18 protein-coding genes and 1 riboswitch are annotated in these 20,723 nt (G+C 50.7%); of the genes, 4 read left to right on the top strand and 14 right to left on the bottom strand.

Annotation, left to right across the window (positions count from 1 at the left end; all coding sequences use genetic code 11):
- Nucleotides 1–34: 34 nt before the first annotated feature.
- On the top strand, nt 35–802 hold the full coding sequence (gene xth, locus HRU78_05845; protein QOJ24938.1) for an exodeoxyribonuclease III: 768 nt from the start codon (nt 35–37) through the stop codon (nt 800–802).
- A 7-nt stretch (nt 803–809) separates the two neighbouring features.
- Here the strand turns inward: xth and HRU78_05850 are convergent, their stop codons facing one another.
- From HRU78_05850 to glnA, 3 genes are all read right to left on the bottom strand, one after another.
- Complete coding sequence (locus HRU78_05850) at nt 810–1,259, bottom strand: DUF4124 domain-containing protein (protein ID QOJ23235.1); 450 nt, start codon at nt 1,257–1,259, stop codon at nt 810–812.
- Between the two features lie 39 nt (nt 1,260–1,298).
- Nucleotides 1,299–1,748: a DUF4124 domain-containing protein gene (locus tag HRU78_05855; GenBank protein QOJ23236.1), complete on the bottom strand. Its 450-nt coding sequence runs from the start codon at nt 1,746–1,748 to the stop codon at nt 1,299–1,301.
- 222 nt (nt 1,749–1,970) lie between these two features.
- Nucleotides 1,971–3,380 carry a type I glutamate--ammonia ligase gene (gene glnA / locus HRU78_05860; GenBank protein ID QOJ23237.1) on the bottom strand — a complete coding sequence of 470 codons (1,410 nt, stop codon included), beginning with the start codon at nt 3,378–3,380 and terminating at the stop codon, nt 1,971–1,973.
- Between the two features lie 279 nt (nt 3,381–3,659).
- On the opposite strand from glnA, the gene recQ reads away from it, so the two are divergent.
- Together recQ and HRU78_05870 are read left to right on the top strand one after the other, a co-directional pair.
- Nucleotides 3,660–5,480, top strand: coding sequence for a DNA helicase RecQ (gene recQ, locus HRU78_05865; protein QOJ24939.1), 1,821 nt, complete (start codon nt 3,660–3,662; stop codon nt 5,478–5,480).
- 87 nt (nt 5,481–5,567) lie between these two features.
- Nucleotides 5,568–5,750 (top strand): membrane lipoprotein lipid attachment site-containing protein, encoded by a 183-nt coding sequence (locus HRU78_05870; GenBank protein ID QOJ24940.1) that lies wholly within the window; start codon nt 5,568–5,570, stop codon nt 5,748–5,750.
- Between the two features lie 99 nt (nt 5,751–5,849).
- Here the strand turns inward: HRU78_05870 and HRU78_05875 are convergent, their stop codons facing one another.
- The 9 genes from HRU78_05875 to HRU78_05915 form a co-directional block, all read right to left on the bottom strand.
- Nucleotides 5,850–6,443 carry a PEP-CTERM sorting domain-containing protein gene (locus tag HRU78_05875; protein ID QOJ23238.1) on the bottom strand — a complete coding sequence of 198 codons (594 nt, stop codon included), beginning with the start codon at nt 6,441–6,443 and terminating at the stop codon, nt 5,850–5,852.
- 293 nt (nt 6,444–6,736) lie between these two features.
- A protein-coding gene (locus HRU78_05880) for an IS5 family transposase (protein QOJ24941.1) occupies nt 6,737–7,494 on the bottom strand; the annotation gives its coding sequence in 2 pieces (ribosomal slippage) (nt 6,737–7,179 and nt 7,179–7,494; 759 coding nt in all).
- Between the two features lie 186 nt (nt 7,495–7,680).
- Nucleotides 7,681–7,875, bottom strand: coding sequence for a hypothetical protein (locus tag HRU78_05885; protein ID QOJ23239.1), 195 nt, complete (start codon nt 7,873–7,875; stop codon nt 7,681–7,683).
- A gap of 71 nt (nt 7,876–7,946) precedes the next feature.
- A complete protein-coding gene (locus tag HRU78_05890; protein QOJ23240.1) occupies nt 7,947–8,201 on the bottom strand; it encodes a type II toxin-antitoxin system RelE/ParE family toxin in 255 nt (84 codons plus the stop codon).
- Nucleotides 8,179–8,400 carry a ribbon-helix-helix protein, CopG family gene (locus HRU78_05895; GenBank protein ID QOJ23241.1) on the bottom strand — a complete coding sequence of 74 codons (222 nt, stop codon included), beginning with the start codon at nt 8,398–8,400 and terminating at the stop codon, nt 8,179–8,181. The genes HRU78_05890 and HRU78_05895 overlap by 23 nt, the downstream gene beginning before the upstream one ends.
- An 810-nt stretch (nt 8,401–9,210) precedes the next feature.
- A complete protein-coding gene (locus HRU78_05900) occupies nt 9,211–10,380 on the bottom strand; it encodes a putative C-S lyase (GenBank protein ID QOJ23242.1) in 1,170 nt (389 codons plus the stop codon).
- The gene (gene ovoA, locus HRU78_05905) at nt 10,377–12,491 is read right to left on the bottom strand and encodes a 5-histidylcysteine sulfoxide synthase (protein QOJ23243.1); all 2,115 of its coding nucleotides are present in this window, start codon (nt 12,489–12,491) and stop codon (nt 10,377–10,379) included. Before ovoA ends, HRU78_05900 begins: the two co-directional genes overlap by 4 nt.
- Before the next feature lie 261 nt (nt 12,492–12,752).
- On the bottom strand, nt 12,753–14,153 hold the full coding sequence (locus tag HRU78_05910) for an MBL fold metallo-hydrolase (protein ID QOJ23244.1): 1,401 nt from the start codon (nt 14,151–14,153) through the stop codon (nt 12,753–12,755).
- 17 nt (nt 14,154–14,170) lie between these two features.
- Complete coding sequence (locus tag HRU78_05915) at nt 14,171–15,508, bottom strand: adenosylmethionine--8-amino-7-oxononanoate transaminase (protein QOJ23245.1); 1,338 nt, start codon at nt 15,506–15,508, stop codon at nt 14,171–14,173.
- Nucleotides 15,509–15,670: 162 nt separating this feature from the next.
- Between HRU78_05915 and HRU78_05920 the strand changes: the two genes are divergently transcribed.
- Nucleotides 15,671–17,005: a DUF3422 domain-containing protein gene (locus tag HRU78_05920; protein ID QOJ23246.1), complete on the top strand. Its 1,335-nt coding sequence runs from the start codon at nt 15,671–15,673 to the stop codon at nt 17,003–17,005.
- Nucleotides 17,006–17,070: 65 nt separating this feature from the next.
- Here HRU78_05920 and HRU78_05925 read toward each other — a convergent pair whose 3' ends face one another.
- Nucleotides 17,071–19,260 carry a cytochrome-c peroxidase gene (locus HRU78_05925; protein QOJ23247.1) on the bottom strand — a complete coding sequence of 730 codons (2,190 nt, stop codon included), beginning with the start codon at nt 19,258–19,260 and terminating at the stop codon, nt 17,071–17,073.
- A gap of 224 nt (nt 19,261–19,484) precedes the next feature.
- Nucleotides 19,485–20,321: a copper(I)-binding protein CorA gene (gene corA / locus HRU78_05930; GenBank protein QOJ23248.1), complete on the bottom strand. Its 837-nt coding sequence runs from the start codon at nt 20,319–20,321 to the stop codon at nt 19,485–19,487.
- Nucleotides 20,322–20,486: 165 nt separating this feature from the next.
- Nucleotides 20,487–20,565: riboswitch (cyclic di-GMP riboswitch) on the bottom strand.
- Between the last annotated feature and the right edge of the window lie 158 nt (nt 20,566–20,723).

Raw genomic sequence — 20,723 nt, forward strand, 5'->3', positions numbered from 1 at the left:
TGATCCGGTATTTTTGAAAAACAGTGAAAACATAATGAAGATAGCCACCTGGAACGTAAACTCGCTCAAAGTGCGGTTGCCGCAAGTAATCGATTGGTTGCAGGCGAATCAACCGGACATGTTATGTTTACAGGAAACCAAGCTGACCGATGAAAATTTTCCGGCGGGCGAAATCGCGGCAGTTGGCTATCAGTCTATTTTTACCGGGCAAAAAACCTACAACGGCGTTGCGATACTCAGCAAACAACAAGGAAATGAAGTCATTACCGGGATTCCAGGGTTTGCGGATGAGCAGAAAAGAGTGATCGCGGCAACTTATGGCGATGTGCGCGTCATTTCCGTCTACGTGCCGAACGGTGATAGCGTTGAATCGGAGAAATACGGTTATAAATTACGATGGCTGCCTGCTTTGACCGGGTGGCTGCAACAGGAACTGCAAGATTATAAGAAATTGGCCATTTTAGGCGATTTCAATATCGCACCGGAAGATCGCGATGTCTATGATCCGCAACTCTGGCAAGGAAAAGTATTGTGCAGCCAGCCGGAGCGCGCTGCTTTCAGTGAGTTGCTGAAATTGGGGCTTGAGGATAGCTTCCGGCTGTTCGAGCAAGCAGAGAAATCGTATACCTGGTGGGATTACCGCATGATGGCTTTCCGCCTGAACCGGGGATTGCGCATCGATCACATACTGCTGAGTCACGAGCTTGCCGGTGCTTGTATGACGTGTGCGATTGATAAAGCGGTACGTAAGCTGGAACGCCCATCCGATCATGCGCCCGTGATGGTGGAATTGTCTCCGTGAGCGGAGATTATTTGCTGCTGCCGGATAACTCCTGAAGCTCCTTTTTTAATCCGTTCAGATTTTTTTCCCGGGCGTCGATTTCCTCGCGTATCCGCTCGACACGATTCAGGTAGCGCTGGTAGTTGCGCTCACTGCCCAGGCGGTCCGGATTGCCGTCTTTGTATTCGCTTTTCAGTTCGCTGAGACGTTTTTCTTCTTCCGTTATTTTGCTTTGAATTTGCTCGCGTTGTTCATCGAGTTTCATCGTTTCACGGCGTTTTGCGATTCTTTCTTCCACATCGCCGGAATCGACCGAGGGCACGACTACAAGCGGCGGCAAATCAATTTTCTTGGCGTTATTGGAAGGCACATTGGAGTACGTTACTTTGCCGTGCTCGTCGACATGCTTATAAACACCGGCCTGAATCGGGCAGGAAAGAAAAAGCAAGGCGGCAAACAAACCGGTATTTCTTTTCATCAGTCAAACCTCATCAGCTATTCGTGATTTTTAGAACAGCTATAGTCTGCCAAGTTCTTTTTTCAGCGCGGTGATATTTCTTTGGTGCAGGAATAATTTATTTTTGAGTTGCACGGTTTTTTCTTGGAAATTGCCCGCTTCGGGGTTGTTGCTGAATTGATCCAGATGGGTTTGGGTTTCGCTGAAATGCTTTTCCTCGGCCGTCAATTCCTTTTGCAAAATTTGCCGGCGCACCGTATCGCGCTCTTTTTGCGTCGTGTCTTTTATCCGCGGCGCATTCCCGTTGGATTGCAGTCGTGTCGGATTGGATTCGGAATTTCTCGAATATGAAGCGATCGATATTTTTTCCGCGTTCGGGATACGCCGGTTGGTAAACGTGATATTGCCGTCTTTATCGACATGCTTGTAGATATTCGTTTGAGCAATCGCGTGCGGTATGGAACCCGGCAAAATAAAGGCTGCTAGGATAAATAATGTTTTGGTTTTCATATTTAGCTAGAAGAATGTTGATAACAATTGCCACAGTTTGATCAGTTTACCAATGATTTTTCTAATGAAAAGCAAAAAAAGAACGAATAAACCCTATTTATTACTCCATGTCATTTTATTTTTTTGGAAACACTGAATAACTATCTTCGCGAGCGATCTGCTGTGTTGGGTGGTGCTCACCTATATTCAGTGTTTCCCTTTCACTGATAACTATCCCGCGGCTCACAGGCTGTAGTACATATCGAATTCAACCGGATGAGTCGTCATTCTCAGTAAAAGCACTTCATCCATTTTCAATTGAATATACGCGTCGATCATGTCATTGGAAAAAACGCCGCCACGAATCAGGAAATCGCGGTCTTTATCCAGGCATTCCAACGCTTCATCCAATGATGCGCATACATTCGGCACTTTGGCGGCTTCTTCCGGCGGCAGATCATACAGATTTTTGTCCATCGGGTCGCCCGGATGGATTTTGTTCTGAATGCCATCAAGTCCGGCCATCATCAAGGCGGTAAACGCCAGATAAGGGTTGGCTGTCGGATCGGGAAAGCGGACTTCGATGCGCCGCCCCTTGGGGCTGCTGGTGTGCGGAATGCGAATAGAGGCCGAACGGTTGCTGGCGGAATAAGCCAAGTTGACCGGTGCCTCGTATCCGGCGACCAGCCGTTTGTACGAATTGGTGCTAGGGTTGCAGATGGCATTTAGCGCTTTGGCATGTTTCAGGATGCCGCCGATGTAGTACAGCGCGATCTCCGATAAACCGGCATAACCGTTGCCGGAGAACAAATTCTTGCCGTCTTTCCAGATGGATTGGTGCACATGCATGCCGGAGCCGGCATCGCCAACGATCGGTTTGGGCATGAAAGTGGCCGTTTTGCCGTACGAATGCGCGACATTGTGTATGACGTATTTGAGAACTTGATTCCAATCTGCGCGTTTAACCAAACTGTTGAAACGGGTGCCGATTTCACATTGACCCGCGGTGGCGACTTCGTGATGATGCACTTCGACGCCGATGCCCATATCTTCCAATGTCAGGCACATCGCGGAGCGGATATCCTGTAGCGAATCGACAGGCGGTACGGGAAAGTAGCCGCCTTTGATCGACGGGCGATGACCGATGTTGCCGCTTTCGTATTTGATCGCAGAACTCCAAGCGGCTTCCTCGGATTCGATTTTGACCGAGCAGCCGGACATATCGGTATGCCACCGTACCGAATCGAAAATAAAAAACTCCGGTTCCGGGCCGAAATAAGCGACATCGCCGATGCCGGTCGATTTCAAGTAAATTTCACCGCGCTTGGCCAACGAACGCGGATCACGGCTGTAACCTTTGCCGTCGGCCGGTTCGACGACATCGCACGTCATCAGCAGTGTCGGTTCATCCATGAAAGGATCCATATTGGCGGTATCCGGATCGGGGATCAACAGCATATCGGATGCTTGAATGCCTTTCCAGCCGCCTATCGATGAGCCGTCAAAAGGATGGCCATCTTCGAATTTATCCGCATCAAAGGTATGCGCAGGTACGGTAACATGATGTTCTTTGCCATTGGTGTCGGTAAAGCGCAAATCGACAAATTTAACTTCATTGTCTTGAATCAATTTCAAAACATCGGCTACCACCATTTTTTCTCTCCAGACTTGCGTCACAAATTGTATAGATAAAGATGCATTTAGATAGAATTATACCAGCACAATACCGTGAATGATCTGAAACGATGCATGCGGTTACGATTCAATCCGTTCATCGCTAGTAACTTGCCGGTGTCTGGGCGCGCATTCTACTGTATTATCGCGCGCTAAACCTTTACGATTCGCAAATTAACCCGCGCTGTTTTTTTCCAGAACCGGAAAATCAACACGTGGAATTGAAAAAATTTGGAAAACTCAGCAGTTAGACCCGGAATGCCCAGTGCGCTGAATATACTCAAGGAAGTTTTTGGTTATCCCGCATTTCGCGGACAACAAGCGGAAGTAATCGGCCATCTTGCCAGCGGCGGTGATTGTCTGGTGCTGATGCCGACAGGCGGCGGCAAGTCATTGTGCTACCAAATTCCGGCTTTATTGCGTGATGGTACCGCAATCGTCGTGTCTCCGTTGATTGCGTTGATGCAGAATCAAGTCGCGGCGTTGCACGAAATCGGCGTGCGCGCGGCGGTTCTGAATTCCTCGTTATCGTTGCAGGAAGCGGCGGAAGTTGAGCAAAAGCTGCTGACAGGCGGATACGATCTGCTGTATGTCGCGCCGGAACGGTTGTTGACGGCGCGTTTTTTGCACCTGATCGCGCGCATTCCGGTTGCCTTGTTTGCCATCGATGAAGCGCATTGCGTTTCACAGTGGGGTCATGATTTCCGCCCGGAATACATGCAATTATCGGTTCTGCACGAACGTTTCCCGGACGTGCCGCGTATTGCGCTGACGGCAACAGCAGATATGGATACCCGCAAAGAGATTATCGAGCGGCTGGGATTGGATGAAGCCAGAATATTCGTATCCAGTTTTGACCGGCCGAATATCCGCTATCAGATTATCGATAAAGCCAACAGCCGAGCGCAGTTATTGACCTTTCTGCGGACGGAACATTCCGGTGACGCCGGCATCGTGTATTGTCTGTCACGCAAAAAAGTCGAGGAAACGGCTGCGTGGTTGGCCGGACAGGGGTTGCGCGCGATTGCTTATCACGCCGGCATGAACATGCAGGAACGCAGCTTGAATCAGGAAAAATTTCTGCGCGAGGAAGGTGTCATCATGGTCGCCACCATCGCTTTCGGTATGGGAATCGATAAGCCCGATGTGCGTTTTGTCGCGCATCTCGATTTGCCCCGCAGCATCGAAGGCTATTACCAGGAAACCGGCCGCGCCGGACGCGACGGGCAGGCAGCCAATGCCTGGATGGTGTACGGTCTTGGCGATGTCATTCAACAGCGGCGCATGATCGAGGAATCGGAAGCGCAATTCAAATTCAAACAGGTTGCTACACGCAAACTGGAAGCCATGTTGTCGCTGTGCGAAACGACCACATGCCGCCGCTTGAGTATGTTGCGTTATTTCGGTGAAGCGGCGGATGATGCTGCGGCGTGCGGCAATTGCGATGTCTGTCTGAACCCGCCGCAAGTCTGGGATGCGACAGTGGAAGTACAGAAGGCGTTATCCTGCGTTTATCGCACCGGGCAGACTTTCGGCGCGGGGCATTTGATTGATGTTTTGCGCGGCAACCCAACGGAGCGGGTCAAGGAATGGCACCACGACCGGCTCAGCACTTTCGGTATCGGTAAGGATTTGCCGGAGAGTGCCTGGCGCGCGGTTTTCCGTCAGATTGTCGCGCTCGGTTTGCTGACAGTGGATAGCGAAAGTCACGGCTCATTGCATCTGACGGAAGCCAGCCGTGCCGTGTTAAAGGGGCAGCGAACCGTACAATTGAGGCTGCAAGCCAAGCAAATGCAAACATCCGGAAAACGGCACAGCGGGGATGTCGCGCTACTGGATGCGACCGAACGGTATTTGTGGGAACAATTGCGTAACTGGCGGGCAAAAATGGCCAAAGAACACGGTGTCCCGGCGTATGTGATTTTTCACGACGCCACCTTGCGCGAACTGGCGCGGCAGTGTCCGAAAACGGAAGATGAACTGCGTTTGGTGAGTGGTATCGGTGCGCGCAAGTTCGATAAATACGGCGGTTATCTGATTGAAATTCTTCGCAGTTGTGAGTCCGGGCCAGGGCAGTAAACTACTTGTTTGAATATTTGACATTCTGTTATATACTCGAATCCCTGATTAAATTTGGGTATTTTAAAGAAAGGAACGATTAGAATGATGAAAAAAACAATTTTTGCTGCAACTTTATTAGTTTTCTTAGCCGCTTGTTCAAACGCCAATATGGGTGATCCCAATGCGAGCACAGATGATTGTAAGTTTGGCGTTGGTGGTAATGGTGAATGCCTCAAAGAAGGACAAGATCCACGGCCTTATGGCGGTAGCAGCAAACCTGGACACTAATCCTCAGGTATCACAAGCAAGTAAGATAAAAAACCGCCCGAAGTGGCGGTTTTTTATTGTTGAGAAAACTGATTTCCATATGTGATATGTGCATGCAAATTAAACTTGCCTGCGGCGTACGGTAAAGCTCACCAAACCCGATCCAACTAGCAGTAGTGCGTAAGTATCCGGCTCCGGTACGGGGCTGATGGTATCGAAAATATGAGTAATGGGCGTAAACGGGCTGGAAATTACGGAATCGACCGAAAACACCAAATCACCCCGGGTGTAATTAAGGCCTTCCCAGTTCACGAACAAATGATTCGAATCAAAGCTTATTGTGGGTGTTCCGCTCACACCGGTATTGGAAATCAAGGTAAAAGACGTGAACGGATTGATGTTTGCGGTCAAATCGCTGATCACGAAACCGTTAAACGCAGTGGGTGAAAAAGTACCGCCATGTGAAAAAGAAACAGTGAATTCGTTGCCACTGAAATCGATCGTGCCGAGACCGTCAACGACATTCGATATCTCCGTGCCGGAACCCACCAAGTAATTCCCGTTACCTGCCGCAGTATAAGGGCTGCTTAAGTTCGGAAAATAATACTGGTAATTCACTGTATGTCCGTCAAAAATCCCGGCAGTGGCAACACCTACGTTTGAACCCAACCAAAGTGCACCAGAAACCGCCATTAATCGTAAAAAATTTCGCATTTTCGCTCCTTTGCAATTTAACCTGCGTATTGAACAATTCACCGCTAAATCATGGTGCGTATCATGCAGTAAGCACTCCGGGTTCAATAGAGAAAAATGTCATGAAATGAATGAGATAAATGCACCAAAGTTGCACTAGGCGGTTTGTAGGTAAGATGAACCGGGAGCCGATAGTCCGGATCTCTTGTTTTCTTGAGAAACTGCTGACTGCTTATGTTGTATAAGTAGTTAAATTTATGGAAGAAGATTGGCAGGAATAATGTCATAGTCACTGCTTCTAGGGCCTGTTAACACTACCTAAGTGCTTCGACGATGAGAGCGAAATGGATGAATGAGAGAAAAATGACATCCAGTTTGTCGAATCTGGAGAATATTCGACGGAATCCCTTGAGTCTGCGGAATAATCTTTCGATCTCATTGCGTTTTTTGTACATGGCGCGGTCATATTCCCAGAGCTCCAGCCGATTAGTTTTGGGTGGGACAACCGGGATATAACCGAGCTCCAATGCAAGCTGTCTGGTTTGATCACCCTCATAAGCGCGATCCATCAGCAGATGAGTAGGAGAAGAGACGGGGCCGAGTGCTAACAGGAGTTGTCGTCCTTCCGGTGCGTCATGTGTATGCCCCGGAGATAAGGAAAAAGTTATGGCTGTTCTGGTATCTGCGGCAACCAGATGAATTTTAGTGGTCCAGCCACCTCGGGATTTGCCGATGGATTGCGGGCCGTTTTTTTTAATGCACCAGTACCATCAGGGTGCACTTTGATGCTGGTGCTATCCATCGAAACGGCTTCAATCTTGATGCGAATGATTTGTTGATGCTGCAGCTGCTCAAAAACTTTTTGAAGCACGCCGCTTTTCGCCCATCGATTCATTCGAGTGTAGATGGTATGCCAATTACCGAAACGCTTGGGTAGTCCGCGCCACTTGCAACCATGCTCGGTAACATACAGAATAGCATTGAGAATTTGTAGATTGGAATGACTGACATTGCCACGCTGGCGCGGCATGCAGTGTTCGATCTGTTGATATTGAGTTTCGGTGATTTCCATCACCGTATTATATCAAATAGTGTTAACAGGCCCTAGTTTTATCAAATAATGTCAACGATTTGTTCTTCAAAACTTGAAGATGGTGCTGCATGACATGAAATTTGATGATGGATGGTTTCGTTTTTGCGCGGCTTCCTTGTCGAGCTTTCTCGGTCGATCCAGTGAGGGAATGCTTTTAAGCGATACTTATTTATCCGGGTCTGCGTCTTTTTCCTTACTATCGGGAATAACCGTGTCGGCAATGGCGCCAACCGCTTTGACAGTGACTTTGGCCGCCGTCGCAGCGGTAGTGACCGCGGCATCGGCAACCGCTAGGACGGCGCATCCTGTCAAGTGAAGCAGGACTAGAGATGCTATAAGCAATCGGAAAGTGGAAAACATAGAATTATAGTTCACATTTATTTTTCGCGATCTGGCCTTGGTGCGGCAATTATCCATCCGAATAAATGAATTCACCGGTAAACCTCGCGGCGATGGCCGATTCGAATAACCAAAACCGTCAATTGTGCATCATGCACTTCGTATACGACGCGATACGAACCGATGCGAATGCGGCGCAGTCCGGAATATTCTCCCTTGAGCACGCCACCGGCTGCCGGGTTTGTTTTGAGCTGATCAATCGCTTCGATAATGCGAAGCCGATCTTCATAGGTTATGTTTTTTAATGATTTAAGCGCGCTTTGCTTAATGCTGACGGAGTAAATCATGCTTTGCGGTTTCCCAATCTAATACCGGGTCAGCCGGATCGCGCAAAACTTCTACGGCACGGGAAATGTCTTCAAAATCGTCGAGGTAATATTCGACCGCCTGTCTGATCACATCGGCACGCGTGCGATGCAATTTTGTAGCCGCCTCATCGAGAGCAGCTATCAATTCATCCGGTAATCTTGCAGATATTTGACTCATTTAAGGTCCTTCACTCCAATTCTTAATGTCAACGAAATTCACTGAATGTCACGATAGCGTAAGCTTATACATTTTGCAATTAAAATTTGGTTGATGCGCCATTCTGGTTTCAATTGTTGATCCTGGATGACGCAAGCTTATCCAAGCTACTTGCTGTACCTTACTGATTAGAACCGCTTATCGAATCTAACGCGAACCAGATATTCCTTCTTCGATGCGGTGTGAATGATTCCGCAATAGAAGTGACCATCAGTACCAGCTTTCGCCTCTACTTCCTTTTGGTCGATTAGTCCTACCCAGCGTTTACCGGGCCCAAGTTCAAATGGCAGTGGTTGTGAGTGCCACCTGGCAATGCGACTAAGCCCCGCATTGATGTCTTGCCCCTCAAGCGATCAAACGGCTTAACTACAAGGTGCGTGATAGTCGTTGTCTTGCCACTGTTGTTTACGGCTTCAACGAAAATGTTGAGGTTGTCATCAAGTCTTACCTGCGTGCGTCACGGTTTGCATATTTGCCTGAGCTAAGTCCGGAGGTTGACTTGGTTTGCACGCCATTTGAAGATATCCCACAAAAGCACGACAGATGCAACGATCGCACCCCACCACGCTGCAATATCAGAAGCCGTCATTGTAGCAATCTCGTCCATCCGGTCTTACTAGAATTAGGCGTCCGACATAACGCAAGAATTACGTCACAAACGAAATCCAACACGGTATCGCTCATACTATCCTCTTATTTATTGATCGAATTATCCAATTTAGTTGTCATCATACCAAGCCTGATTATATCCAAGAGCTAAATGGCGTAACGTTATCGGCGTATAGTCCGTTGGATATTTTTCAGTACCCGCAAAACCGTCTTCCTCGGCGTCCCAATATTCAACCGCATAAACCCGCTGCCTTCCTGGCCGAATTGCACGCCGGGATTCAGGCCGACACCGGCTTGGTGGATGAAGAAGTGTTTCAGTTTGGCGTCGGTCAGGTTCATGGCGCGGCAGTCGAGCCATAGCAGGTAGGTGCCTTCGGCTGGGATGACTTTGATTTCCGGTAAGTGTTCAGCGAGATGCGATTCGACGGTATCGCGCGTGTCGCGAAGATAGAGCTGCAGTGCTTCCAGCCAGGTTTCCCCGCCGCGGTAGGCGGCTTCGAAGGCGGTGACGCTGAATGGGTTGGAGGCGCTGACGTGCAGGCTGTTGAAGACCTGGATGACGGCATTGCGCATGGTTTTGTCGGGAATGATCAGTGCCGACAGATTTAAGCCGGGAATGTTGAAGGTTTTGCTCGGTGCGACAGCGGTGATGACGGAAAGGTGATTACGCGCCAGCGCAGCGAGCACGTGGTGTCGATGACCGGGGTAAATCAGGTCGTGGTGGATTTCGTCGGAGAGAATAACCAAATTGTGTGTTGCAGCGAGTTGCAGCAATCGATCCAGTTCTTCCGGTTGCCACACGCGTCCGACTGGGTTGTGCGGCGAGCACAGCAGCAGGAATTTGGCTTGCCGGGCGCATTGTTCCAAGTGATCGAAGTCGATGCTATAGCGGCCGTTGTCGAGTCGCAGCGGGTTTTGCAGCAATTGCCGGCCGGTTTGCGTGGCAACGGAGAAAAACGGGAAATATACCGGCGGCTGGATGATGATGGTGTCACCCGGTTGCGTCAGCGCCATCACGGCAGCGTTGATCGACGGCACCACGCCGGGGCACATGACGATCCATTCGCGTTGTATTACCCAGTTGTGCCGCCGCTGCAGCCAAGCGATCAGTGCATCGTACAGGCTATCGGGAAACAGCGTGTAACCGTAGATGGGGTGCCGGGCGCGTTCGGTCAGCGCGTGCGTGACGACAGGCGGAGCGGCGAAATCCATGTCCGCCACCCACGCCGGAATGACGTCGGCCTTGCCGAATACCGCTAAGCAGCTGTCGTATTTAACGCTGTGCGTGCCTGTGCGATTGATTTCCCGGTCGAAATCGAACGCGTCGCTCAAGCGGTGCGCTCCCAGATGGTGACTTCCGCCAGCGTGTGCTGGAATTTACGCTTGGTTTCGCGGATCACAAACGGCACGGCTTGCGGGCCTTGAATCAGGCGGAAGTGCTTGCCGAGCATTTCTTTCAAGCCGTCGAGCGTGGTGAAATTCTCACCGTCGCGCTTGAAGCCGCCGATCCACGCCTCTTTTTTCGTATGTTCGGTGAGCCAGGTATACGGCGATGTGATCATCAGCAAACCGCCTGGATTGATGCGCGTGTGAATGCTATTCAACAGCTTGGCCGGATCGTACAACCGGTCGATCAGGTTGGCGGCGAGGATCAGGTCGTAGCCGGTGAAAATCGGCTTCAGATTACAGGCATCGCCTTGGAAAAACTCGACCTTGTTCTTGACGTGATCCAATCCTAAATTGCTGAGTGTGCGTTCCTTGTACGACACCAGCTCGCCTTCGTCGGTCAGCGTATAACGCAAAATGCCTTGCTGCGCGAGTTGCACGCCCTGGCCGATGAAACGCGCGGAGAAATCGATGCCGGTGACGTGATCGAATACTTTCGCCAGCTCGAAGGTCGAGCGGCCGGAGGCACAGCCCAAGTCCAATGCGGTGCGGTGAGGGCGGTCGCCCATCGCGGCAATGGCGATTTCGGCCAGCGCTTTGGAGAAATTCGGCACGTCGAAGTAGGTATCGCCGTAATGAAATTCGGCGTATTCGGACAGCAGTTTGTCGGTTTCGTAGTTGGAACTTGGCAAGGTGGCCGGGGCGTTTGATACCACGTAGCGAAAACCGGCATGCTGGAAAAAATGGCGGCGGAACGCATAACGCGAGCTGCGTATCGATTCGTTGCCGCAGGCGATCCATGAGCCGCCTTTGATCAGATTGTGCTGATTATCGAAGGTTGGTGTGGTGAAGTCGTCGTACAGTGGGTGCACATCGAAGCCTTCAAACGGATACGTTGGTGTTTCGGTCCACTGCCAGACGTTACCCACGATATCGAAGAATTCACCCTGCGGAAATTCCGTGACCGGGCAACTTGACGCGTAATAATCCAGGTGCAAATTGCCTACAGCTTTGCGGTCATAAGGCACTTCGCTGAGACCGGCAACATCGTACAACCGGTACCATTCGTCCTCGGTTGGTAGTCTGATAGGTTTTTTAGTGGTAGCAGCTTTCCAATTACAGAACGCTTTCGCTTCATGATAATTAACATCGACCGGCCAGTCCCACGGCATCGGCACTTCTTCGGTCATCAGCCGTAAACACCAATCATTGCCTTTTTTGATCCAAAACGTGGGGTGCTCGGCTTGTGTGAATTTTTGCCAGGAGCGGCCTTCTTCCTGCCAATAACTTTCGGTACGATAGCCGTTGACTTCGACAAAAGCCAAGAATTCCCGGTTGCTGACTAAATATTTGCTGGCCTGAAAAGCCGGGATATCCGCAGTGTGCAGGCCGTATTCGTTATCCCAGCCGTAGTGTTGATGATTGGTTTTGGTTTTTTGCAGTGTGATTGTTCCGGGAGCGACATCGACCAGTGAATTTTGTGGCGCGGCGCCGGTTTTCCGGTACGGTTGCCAATCCGGGTGCGGTTGCACGAAATGCAAGGCATGCTGGCGGATCAATACCGACGATGTTTCCAGATGGATGCGCTCGTGCTCGATTCCCATCACAATCGGCCACCACGAACTTTCCCACGTGATCGGCAGACTCAGCGGCATCGTCGTGATCAGTTTGTCGACCATGGTGCGCATGGTTTTGCGGTACGCGCGCACTTCGTCGACGGTCGGCCAGTCGTAATGCGTGCTATCGAGATCGTCCCAGCTCATTTCGTCGACACCGACGGCAAAAATGGATTCCAGTCTGGGGTTGATGCGTTCGCCGATCAATCCGGCAAGAATCAGTTTGTTGACAAAAAATGTGGCGGTATGGCCCAGATAAAAAATCAGTGGATGACGCAGCGAGATGGGTTTTTTGTAATAAGCTTCGTCGCTGCGCAGCGTTTCGAATAATTGTTCGTAGCGATCCAGCGTGGTATGAAAATAATTGCGGATTTCTTCACGTTTCAGGTTGATATCGTCGCCATCCAGCAGAGGTGTTCTTTGGAATAAGGTTTGTGGCATAGGGTAATGTTTAGTAGTTTACTCAGTTATTGACCGGTATTATAACGCCTTGCGCTTTTCAGGCTATACTTTGACCGGGATAAATGTCATTAAGCTTTGATATTACGCTAAAAAGATAACGAAAATATTAACACTGACTGGTTTTTTGCAGTGAAAATGATTGATTTGCATCCCGGATTTTTGCGATCAATGCAAAGCAAACAGCCCGTTCTCTCTGGCCGCATGCGCATTAATCGTAAGGGTAGCTGGGAGTATGCGAATTTATAGCGTAACAATCGATAAAAATTCCGGAATGCTCGCATTCCAGTGCAGTTTCTTCTGGATAGCATCGGCCAGTGCTTGGGAATTGCTGAATTCGCCGTGCACAACAAAAATCTTTTCCGGCATTTTCTCGAAGTGACTCAGCCAGTTGAGCAAATTGGCTTGGTCGGCGTGCGCTGAAAGTCCGCCGATGGTGTAAATGGTTGCCCTAACTTGAACTTCCTGACCGAAGATCTTGACCCGTTTTGCGCCGTCCACGAGCCGTCTTCCCAGCGTTCCTTCCGCTTGGAAACCAGTGATCAGGATGCTGCATTCCGGCCGGTTAAGGTTATATTTGAGGTGATGCTTGATACGCCCGGCATCGCACATGCCGCTGGCGGATATGATGATAACGCCGTGCTTGATGTGGTTGAGTTGCATTGATTCCTCGATATCCTGGACGAAATGGATGCGCGGTTTTTGCGTAGCGCTGTTCATCCATTGCAAGGCTTCGGTGGATTCGCGGTCGAGTAACGCAATGTGTTTGAGCGTGATCTCGGTAGCCGCTTGCGCCATCGGTGAGTCGACATAAATCGCCATTTCTCCAAGTTTGCCCTGGCGGTACAAATCGATCAGCAGAAACAGCAGATCCTGGGTGCGGCCGACGGTAAAGGCCGGAATGATGATGTTGCCGCTCTTGCTAATCAGCGTATCGTTGATCGCATAAACCAGTTCATCCAGTGTCTCGGGCATTGACCGGTGCAGCCGGTTGCCATAAGTGGATTCGATCAGCACAACGTCGGCATGCCGGATGATGGCCGGGTCGCGTACGATGGGGTGGCCGGGTTGCCCCAGATCGCCCGAGAAGACAATTTTCTTATAACCGCCCTCTTTTTTTACCCACAGTTCGATGATGGCGGAACCGAGAATATGGCCCGCGTCGCGGAAGCAGCAACGAATCGATGGATGCGGGTTAATTTCCACATTATAGTCGATGCGGTGTAATTGCTTCAGCAGTGCTTCCGCTTGTGTCACGGTGTAGAGCGGAGCGAGTTCCTGAGCGGATTGACTATTGCGACGGCGGGTTTGATTGTGCCACTCGACTTCCTTTTCCTGAATATAGGCACTGTCTTTCAACATCACCTGAAGCAGATCCGCCGTTGCCGTGGTGCAATAAACCGGGCCGCGGAAACCCCAGGCGCTCAACCGCGGCAACAACCCGGAGTGATCGATGTGCGCATGGGTCAGCAAGACAAAATTGATGGTTTTGGGGTCGAATTTGAAAGCCGTGCGATTCTTTTTATCCGCTTCCCGCCCGCCTTGAAACATGCCGCAGTCGACCAAAAAACGGACCGATCCGGTTTCAATCAGATAGCTGGAACCGGTAACTTCGCCAGCCGCGCCTAAAAAAGTCAGCTTCATAAATGTGATCTTATAAATTAGAGGGCATTCAGCACCTGCAACGTACCATTGACCAGCACATCCATTTCCTGCTCGTCAATGATATACGGCGGTATGAAATAAATGGTTTTCCCCAGCGGGCGCAGCAGAATCTGCTGGTTCAAACCGGCCTGGAAACATCGGGCGGCAAAGTCGGCGTCGTTCGTTTCGACTTCAAATGCCCAGATCATGCCGCAGTTGCGGAAATTTCTGACCTTGGGATGCGCTGCGAGTGGTGCGGCGATAGTATTCAAATACGCTGCTTTATTTTTGTTGGTTTCGATCACCCGGTCGTGCTCAAAAATATCCAGCGAGGCTAAAGCCGCGCGGCAAGCCAGCGCATTACCGCTATGCGAATGCGAATGCAAAAAAGCGCGTGCCATTTTGTCATCGTAAAAAGCCTGAAAAACCGTATCGGTCGTCATCACGGCGGAAAGCGGTAAGTAACCGCCGCTCAATCCTTTCGACAGGCATAAGAAATCCGGGGCGATGTCAGCCTGGTTGCAGGCAAACAAGGTTCCGGTGCGGCCGAAACCGACCGCGATTTCATCGGCGATCAGGTGCACCTGATAACGATCGCAGATTTCCCGGGCGCGTTGCAGATAAACGGGGTGATACATTCCCATGCCAGCTGCGCCTTGAATGAGCGGCTCAAGAATCAGCGCGGCCGTTTGCGCATGACGTTTAGCCAGATGATTCTCCAGCGCAGTTGCGGCACGCAGCGCGAAATCCCGGGCCGATTCGCCGGCTGCGGCGTAGCGCCAATCCGGTGTCGGCACATGGGTACACGGTCTCAATAAAGGTGCATACGTTTCGCGGAAAATAGCCACATCGGTGACCGATAATGCACCGAGCGTTTCGCCGTGATAATCGTTTTGCAGGCTGACAAATCCGTTCTTTTGCGGCTGTCCGCACAACAGCCAGTAGTGAAAGCTCATTTTCAGTGCGATTTCAATCGCCGAAGCACCGTCGCTGGCATAAAAGCAGTGGCCGAGCGAACCGGGCGCGATACTTTTGAGCCGTTCCGATAATGCGACTACCGGCTCATGGGTAAAACCCGCCAGCATGACATGCTCGATTTTTTCCAGTTGATCGCGGATCGCGGCATTGATGGCTGGATTAGCATGACCGAATAAATTGACCCACCACGAACTGATCGCATCGAGGTAACGATTGCCGCCGGCATCGTATAACCATACACCTTTACCGCTTACAATCGGCACCAGCGGATGGGTTTCGTGTTGTTTCATTTGCGTGCAAGGGTGCCAGACTGCGGCAAGGCTTCTGTGCTGAAGTTGAGCTGAAAATGCCGATGTTTTGTATTGAGTATTTGACATGTCGTTGTGTTAACTGAAAAGCAGAAATTCTGAAGACATATGCAACCGGAAATCTTCAGGTAGTGAGCGTTCATTGTAGACGATGAAGGGGTGTTTTTCAGTGTTTTTGACGGGCTATTTGATCCTTGGTACAGTCAAGTTTTCCAACAGAGTTGCTTTTTTATGAGTGTAATGATTGACGCTGATCTGAGTGATTGGCTACCCGGCGACGATCCGCTACGCACCAAATTGCACAATGAAGTGCATGCCCGCCCCAGTCAACGCATCCGGCTGCCCGCATTGATCATTTATGTCGTGGTGATTAACGAAGGTATCGCGCGTGAGCAAGAATGCCAGCACTTGCAGCGGCTTCCCGGTCAGCAAACGCTGATGCTCGAGCAGTTGCAGAATAATTTTCTACGCTTACGATTGCAGGGCTATACCTTGCGCTGGGAGCGCCATAGCGAATTCACACGCTACTCGCTGGTGCAACATTTGCCCGAAGTGGCACAATTGGGTGCGACCGATCCGGAACTGCTTTCTTACTTGGCCTTGCCGCGCGGCTGGCTGGCGGAAATTCCCGGGCGCACATTTGCAGCGGTGGAAGTGGCGCTGGTGCCTGGCGATTTGAACCGGCTCGATGAGTTGCTCGTGCAAGCGCGCAAGTGGTTTGGCGGAAATCCGGTGGTAGCTTCGCTGATCGGTAGAGAAACGCATTCCTTGGCGGTGACGGATTTTATGCTGCGCCCCAGCGGTTTTGAACGCATGCTGGTGATTATGCCTGCTGATTCTTCCGAGACACGCGCCGGGCGGGTTTCGCAGCGCTTGCTGGAAATCGAAACTTACCGCTTGATGGCATTGCGGGGTTTGCCGGTTGCCAAACGGTTGATTCCCGAATTGACCGGTGTTGAGCAGCAGTTGGCTGAAATCACCGCGCAATTGGAAAATAAAGCCGCTTCCGATCAGGAACTGCTGGATACGCTCACGGCATTGGCGGCGCGGGTTGAACGTGCGACGGTCGAGCATGGTTATCGTTTTGCTGCAACGCAAGCGTACAACAAGCTGGTGATGCAACGTATTGCCGAGCTGCGTGAGAAAGCCATACCCGGCACGCAGACCATCGGGGAGTTCATGCAGCGGCGTCTTTCTCCCGCCATCGCTACGGTGGAAGCCACCGCGCAACGCATGAATTATTTGTCGGCGCGTGTTGCGCGCGCCAGCGCATTGTTGCGCACCCGCGTCGATATTCTGGCGGAAACGCAGAATCAGCAATTGCTGGAAAAATTGACGCGCGGCCAAGAGCTGCAACTGCGGCTGCAAAGTACTGTGGAAGGCTTGTCGATTGCAGCGATTTCGTACTACGTCATCAGCTTGCTGCTGTACGTATTCAAAGCGGGTGCGGCGGCCGGATTGCCGATTCACCCGGAACTGGTGACCGGCGCGCTGATTCCACTGGTGCTATGGGCGGTATGGCGAACCACGCGGCGCATTCACGACAAATTTTTCAAGCCGCACTGATTTTTTACACAAGAAACTGATTAACTGCAGGTTTTCCGGCAGATTAATCAGTTTTCCGTGCGGCTTTAATGCGGCAGATAACTTTCAAATGGCAGCAAGGCATCGGTTCTGCCTGCAGCACCAACGGCCGGAATAGCGATAAATTCATCGGAGGCCAGCGCGTCGCTCAGCGGGTTAGTTTTGGAACTTGCGCCGTGACCGTGAGGAACCGGCAGTTCGGGATGATCGAATGGCGCTTTTTCATAACGCACGCGATCATCCGTCAGGCTTTTTAGGAAATTCAACAAATCCTCGCGGCTTTGTGGTGAAAGCCGTAGATCGACCAAGGCAAAAAGCCTGCCGAACTCTTTCGGCGGCGTTTCAAAGTTGCCGCCGCGCGTATAAAACTCCAGCACTTCTTCCAATGTCGCCATGCCGCCATTGTGCATGTACGGTCCGGTCAGTTCGATATTTCTTAACGTAGGGATTTTGAAAGAACCTTTCGCGGCACTCAGAAAACGCTTTCTATTGGTTTTCTTTAGTTCAGCCTGTGCAGTTGCTACGGTTGGAATAAAAGTGCCGGCCGGATTAAAGCAATCGGTAGTACTCTGCGGTTGTTTCTGAATACCGTCTACGCGGGTGAATAACATTGGGTGCGGTTTGTCGCGATCGATTGCGATGGCGGTATCGAGATCGCACGGCCGCACATCTGCAACATAGTGGTCGACAACCGCAGCCGTATTGCCGGCTAAAAGTTGCATATATTGATCGGCGAACGATAGCGGGTTACTAAAGGGATCGGCGGCGCCGAGACCGGGATCATCGGCTACCGGCCTGACACCGGTGCCGGAAAAACCGGTATCTTGGAACATCATGCCGCCATTCACCGATAAATAGGTCACTACGGTGGTGGTGCTGACACGGAAAGCCTCGTTGCCGAAAGCATGCGGATTGATTTTTTGCAGTATCCCATTGGTTACCACAGCAGCTGCGGTAAAGTTTGGTCCGATATGGCAAAGCGCGCAATGAGAATCACGGAAAATATCCAGGCCGCGCTGCGCCGATTCACTCAGTCCGATCGGCGTGCCATGCTCGTCGACTTCACTTTGATCGAACGGAGAATCGTCGGAAATCAAAGTAGAGATATACATTTGCAGCGATAATCCGAAAAATAGGGCGAAATTTGCTTCCGTTTGACTGTAAGCCAATGTATGGGTTGACGATGCTGCCGCAGGAAAGCCGAATTGCTCGTTGGGAATCGCACTCCAATATTTCGGATTGAATGCTTTCTGAATCAGTCGATAGTATTTGGTATTTAATCCCAGCTGCAGATTATTGGGAGTGCTGAAGGCCAAACTGCTCAGAACGCTATCGTTCCAGTGCACTTGCTGATGTTCCAACGGTTGGCGGTACTGTAATTTGCGGCCCAGATCGGCAAAGGTGCGGCCATGGCAGCCCATTTCGAAGTCGTCCAGCGGTGGAGCGACTGCTTGGGAAGCAAGCGAAGAATTGATGAGCCATAAGCGTTTTTTTATAAATGTGCCGTCGCTTTTTTTAAACCATACGCCGGCATTGGGATCGCGATCCCCCCAAGGGCTGCTGCCGTTAAAAATATTGTTGGCGCGGCCGTCCCAAAAATTGCGGAAATTGAAAACGGCATTGATAACCGTCGGTGTATTGCGCGGCTCGACTTTGCGCGTGCCTTTGCTATCGATATGGAAAACTGCATCGGCGCTGCGGTCGCACACATCGTTTTTTTCCTGAAACCATTCGACATCGCGATAGGCGCCGCCGAAAGTTCCTGCCGATGCCACGACATCATTGCTGTTATAAATCGGAACGCCGAGCGGATTCATCGGATCATCGGTCTGGAAAAACGGAAAATCGCTTTTTTTCAATGCGGTGTTGGGGGCATGCATGGAGCCGTCGCTGGCTGCGGAGAATTCTTTTGGCAGTATGCTGTTTCTACCGATGGGTGAAAGCTGATTTTTTGTGCGCCGGTCGGCACCGGCATGAAAATGACAGCTGGCGCAGGCAATGCCGTCGCTGCCTACATTAATGTCCCAAAATAAGGCTTTCCCCAGTGCGATCGCTTTTTCTCTGTCGATGATGATCGGGTCGGGACCATCGAGTAAACCGGGTACTTCGGGGACCGGCACGCCTTTCAGTGTCATCGGCATAGGGCCAAAGTCGGCGTATAAGGTTGAACAGGTAAGCAGCGTAAGACAGTATGCCTTTGTTGTGTTGATGATATATTTTTTAATTGTTATTAGCATGATAAAACTCCTGACATTTCCATAACCCGGCGTTCATGCTCCTGAGTATCCGAATTTTTCCGTGTCATTTTCTGCGCAAATGCCGGCACATCTTTCTACCTTATCAACAGCAAAATTCTTCAGTAAATTCTTATGGCAGCGTGGCCGAGCGTACTCTTTAAGGAGAAACGAAGGGAGGTTGAAAATCGGCCTCTGTTTCTCCTCTGGTTATAATGGCTTGCAGATTAAGCGATAGCCCGGACCGAGTCTTTTTGATAGTTGCGCATGCGCCATCCGATCAGACCCAAACCGGCCATCAACATAGCCCAGGTATCCGCTTCGGGTACCGCGCTGACGGTCAATTCAAACGCGCCGCCCGCAGTCGCATGATCGGTGCCGCCGATATAGACGGTATACCAGCCTGGCGCTAAATCATTGAATGTCAGCGACACGAGATGAGCGCTGGTGCTGCCGGTAATGCCGTTTTCAAAGGTATTGGTCAGACTGACGTCATGCGCGCCGGTCAAAAAGGTTTCGTTCCAACCGGTTGTTGCGGCGGCATGAGAAGGACCGGAGATAGCATAACCTAGAGTCTCGATCATGTTACCGCCTTGACCATTGGCCATCCAGAGCGTACCTGCGTCGCCCATTGCTCCGGTAGAATTGAACGAATGCGGTGTTTCCCATCCGGCATTGCTGATTTCTGAGCCGAACCCGGTGGTGCCGCCGTCAAATTGCGCGGCGCCGCTTGCCCAGATGGTCACACCGGGTGAAAAGCCGGAATCGCCGCTGACTGTAACGGTGACATTTGCGGTGGCATCGTTTCTGAATGTCCACCAATCACCAGTGTGCGCCCAAGAGGAATATAGAAGAGCTGGATTGTCGGAGTAGGCGCTTTTCAAACCGGTCTCGGAAGCGGAAATAGAAGAGTGACCGGCATCAAGAACGTTACCGCTGCTGCTCCAAGGCTTAAATCCTACAGCACCGGCAGCGTAAACATTACCGCTTGACAAAGCAACTGCTGAAAGAATGGCAGCCGATACCAGTGCATTGGTTTTGTTGTGATATGATTTTGTTTTCATATTCATTTCTCCAGAATTGTTACTATTTTTAAGATTTCAAGGCGCCGTTGATTGCTTATGAAATTGGGAAAGGGCAAATCGGCAGCGCCTCTTTTTTTGAATGATGTTCTGAAAAACGGGTGACAGTTTCGTACACTCCGATTCAGTTACTCCTCATCATTCGTAGGAGGCAACCCGGCTATCTCCGTGATGAGATCCGCTGGCTTTCCGGACCTGCCTTGCGGCAAGCGTGGCTTTGTTTGTATCTCTTTCAAATAAATTACGTTTTTATATTCTATGGGAATATTCCGACAAAACAATGTGACAAATTGTCGCTGCGGCAAATTGCCGCAGCGTAGGATCGATGCGGATTGCCTTGAAAATCCTGCAGGGATTTGTTGAAAAATTAACCACCTTCAGCGC

The sequence above is a fragment of the Gammaproteobacteria bacterium genome (assembly GCA_015709635.1).
In the GTDB taxonomy this organism is placed as follows: domain Bacteria; phylum Pseudomonadota; class Gammaproteobacteria; order Burkholderiales; family Nitrosomonadaceae; genus Nitrosomonas.

What these genes read in the sequence shown, in the direction of transcription:
- xth (QOJ24938.1), top strand. Translation starts at nt 35, where the DNA reads ATGAAGATAGCCACCTGGAACGTAAACTCGCTCAAAGTGCGGTTGCCG.
- HRU78_05850 (QOJ23235.1), bottom strand. Translation starts at nt 1,259, where the DNA reads ATGAAAAGAAATACCGGTTTGTTTGCCGCCTTGCTTTTTCTTTCCTGC.
- HRU78_05855 (QOJ23236.1), bottom strand. Translation starts at nt 1,748, where the DNA reads ATGAAAACCAAAACATTATTTATCCTAGCAGCCTTTATTTTGCCGGGT.
- glnA (QOJ23237.1), bottom strand. Translation starts at nt 3,380, where the DNA reads ATGGTGGTAGCCGATGTTTTGAAATTGATTCAAGACAATGAAGTTAAA.
- recQ (QOJ24939.1), top strand. Translation starts at nt 3,660, where the DNA reads ATGCCCAGTGCGCTGAATATACTCAAGGAAGTTTTTGGTTATCCCGCA.
- HRU78_05870 (QOJ24940.1), top strand. Translation starts at nt 5,568, where the DNA reads ATGAAAAAAACAATTTTTGCTGCAACTTTATTAGTTTTCTTAGCCGCT.
- HRU78_05875 (QOJ23238.1), bottom strand. Translation starts at nt 6,443, where the DNA reads ATGCGAAATTTTTTACGATTAATGGCGGTTTCTGGTGCACTTTGGTTG.
- HRU78_05885 (QOJ23239.1), bottom strand. Translation starts at nt 7,875, where the DNA reads ATGTTTTCCACTTTCCGATTGCTTATAGCATCTCTAGTCCTGCTTCAC.
- HRU78_05890 (QOJ23240.1), bottom strand. Translation starts at nt 8,201, where the DNA reads ATGATTTACTCCGTCAGCATTAAGCAAAGCGCGCTTAAATCATTAAAA.
- HRU78_05895 (QOJ23241.1), bottom strand. Translation starts at nt 8,400, where the DNA reads ATGAGTCAAATATCTGCAAGATTACCGGATGAATTGATAGCTGCTCTC.
- ovoA (QOJ23243.1), bottom strand. Translation starts at nt 12,491, where the DNA reads ATGCCACAAACCTTATTCCAAAGAACACCTCTGCTGGATGGCGACGAT.
- HRU78_05910 (QOJ23244.1), bottom strand. Translation starts at nt 14,153, where the DNA reads ATGAAGCTGACTTTTTTAGGCGCGGCTGGCGAAGTTACCGGTTCCAGC.
- HRU78_05915 (QOJ23245.1), bottom strand. Translation starts at nt 15,508, where the DNA reads ATGTCAAATACTCAATACAAAACATCGGCATTTTCAGCTCAACTTCAG.
- HRU78_05920 (QOJ23246.1), top strand. Translation starts at nt 15,671, where the DNA reads ATGAGTGTAATGATTGACGCTGATCTGAGTGATTGGCTACCCGGCGAC.
- HRU78_05925 (QOJ23247.1), bottom strand. Translation starts at nt 19,260, where the DNA reads ATGCTAATAACAATTAAAAAATATATCATCAACACAACAAAGGCATAC.
- corA (QOJ23248.1), bottom strand. Translation starts at nt 20,321, where the DNA reads ATGAAAACAAAATCATATCACAACAAAACCAATGCACTGGTATCGGCT.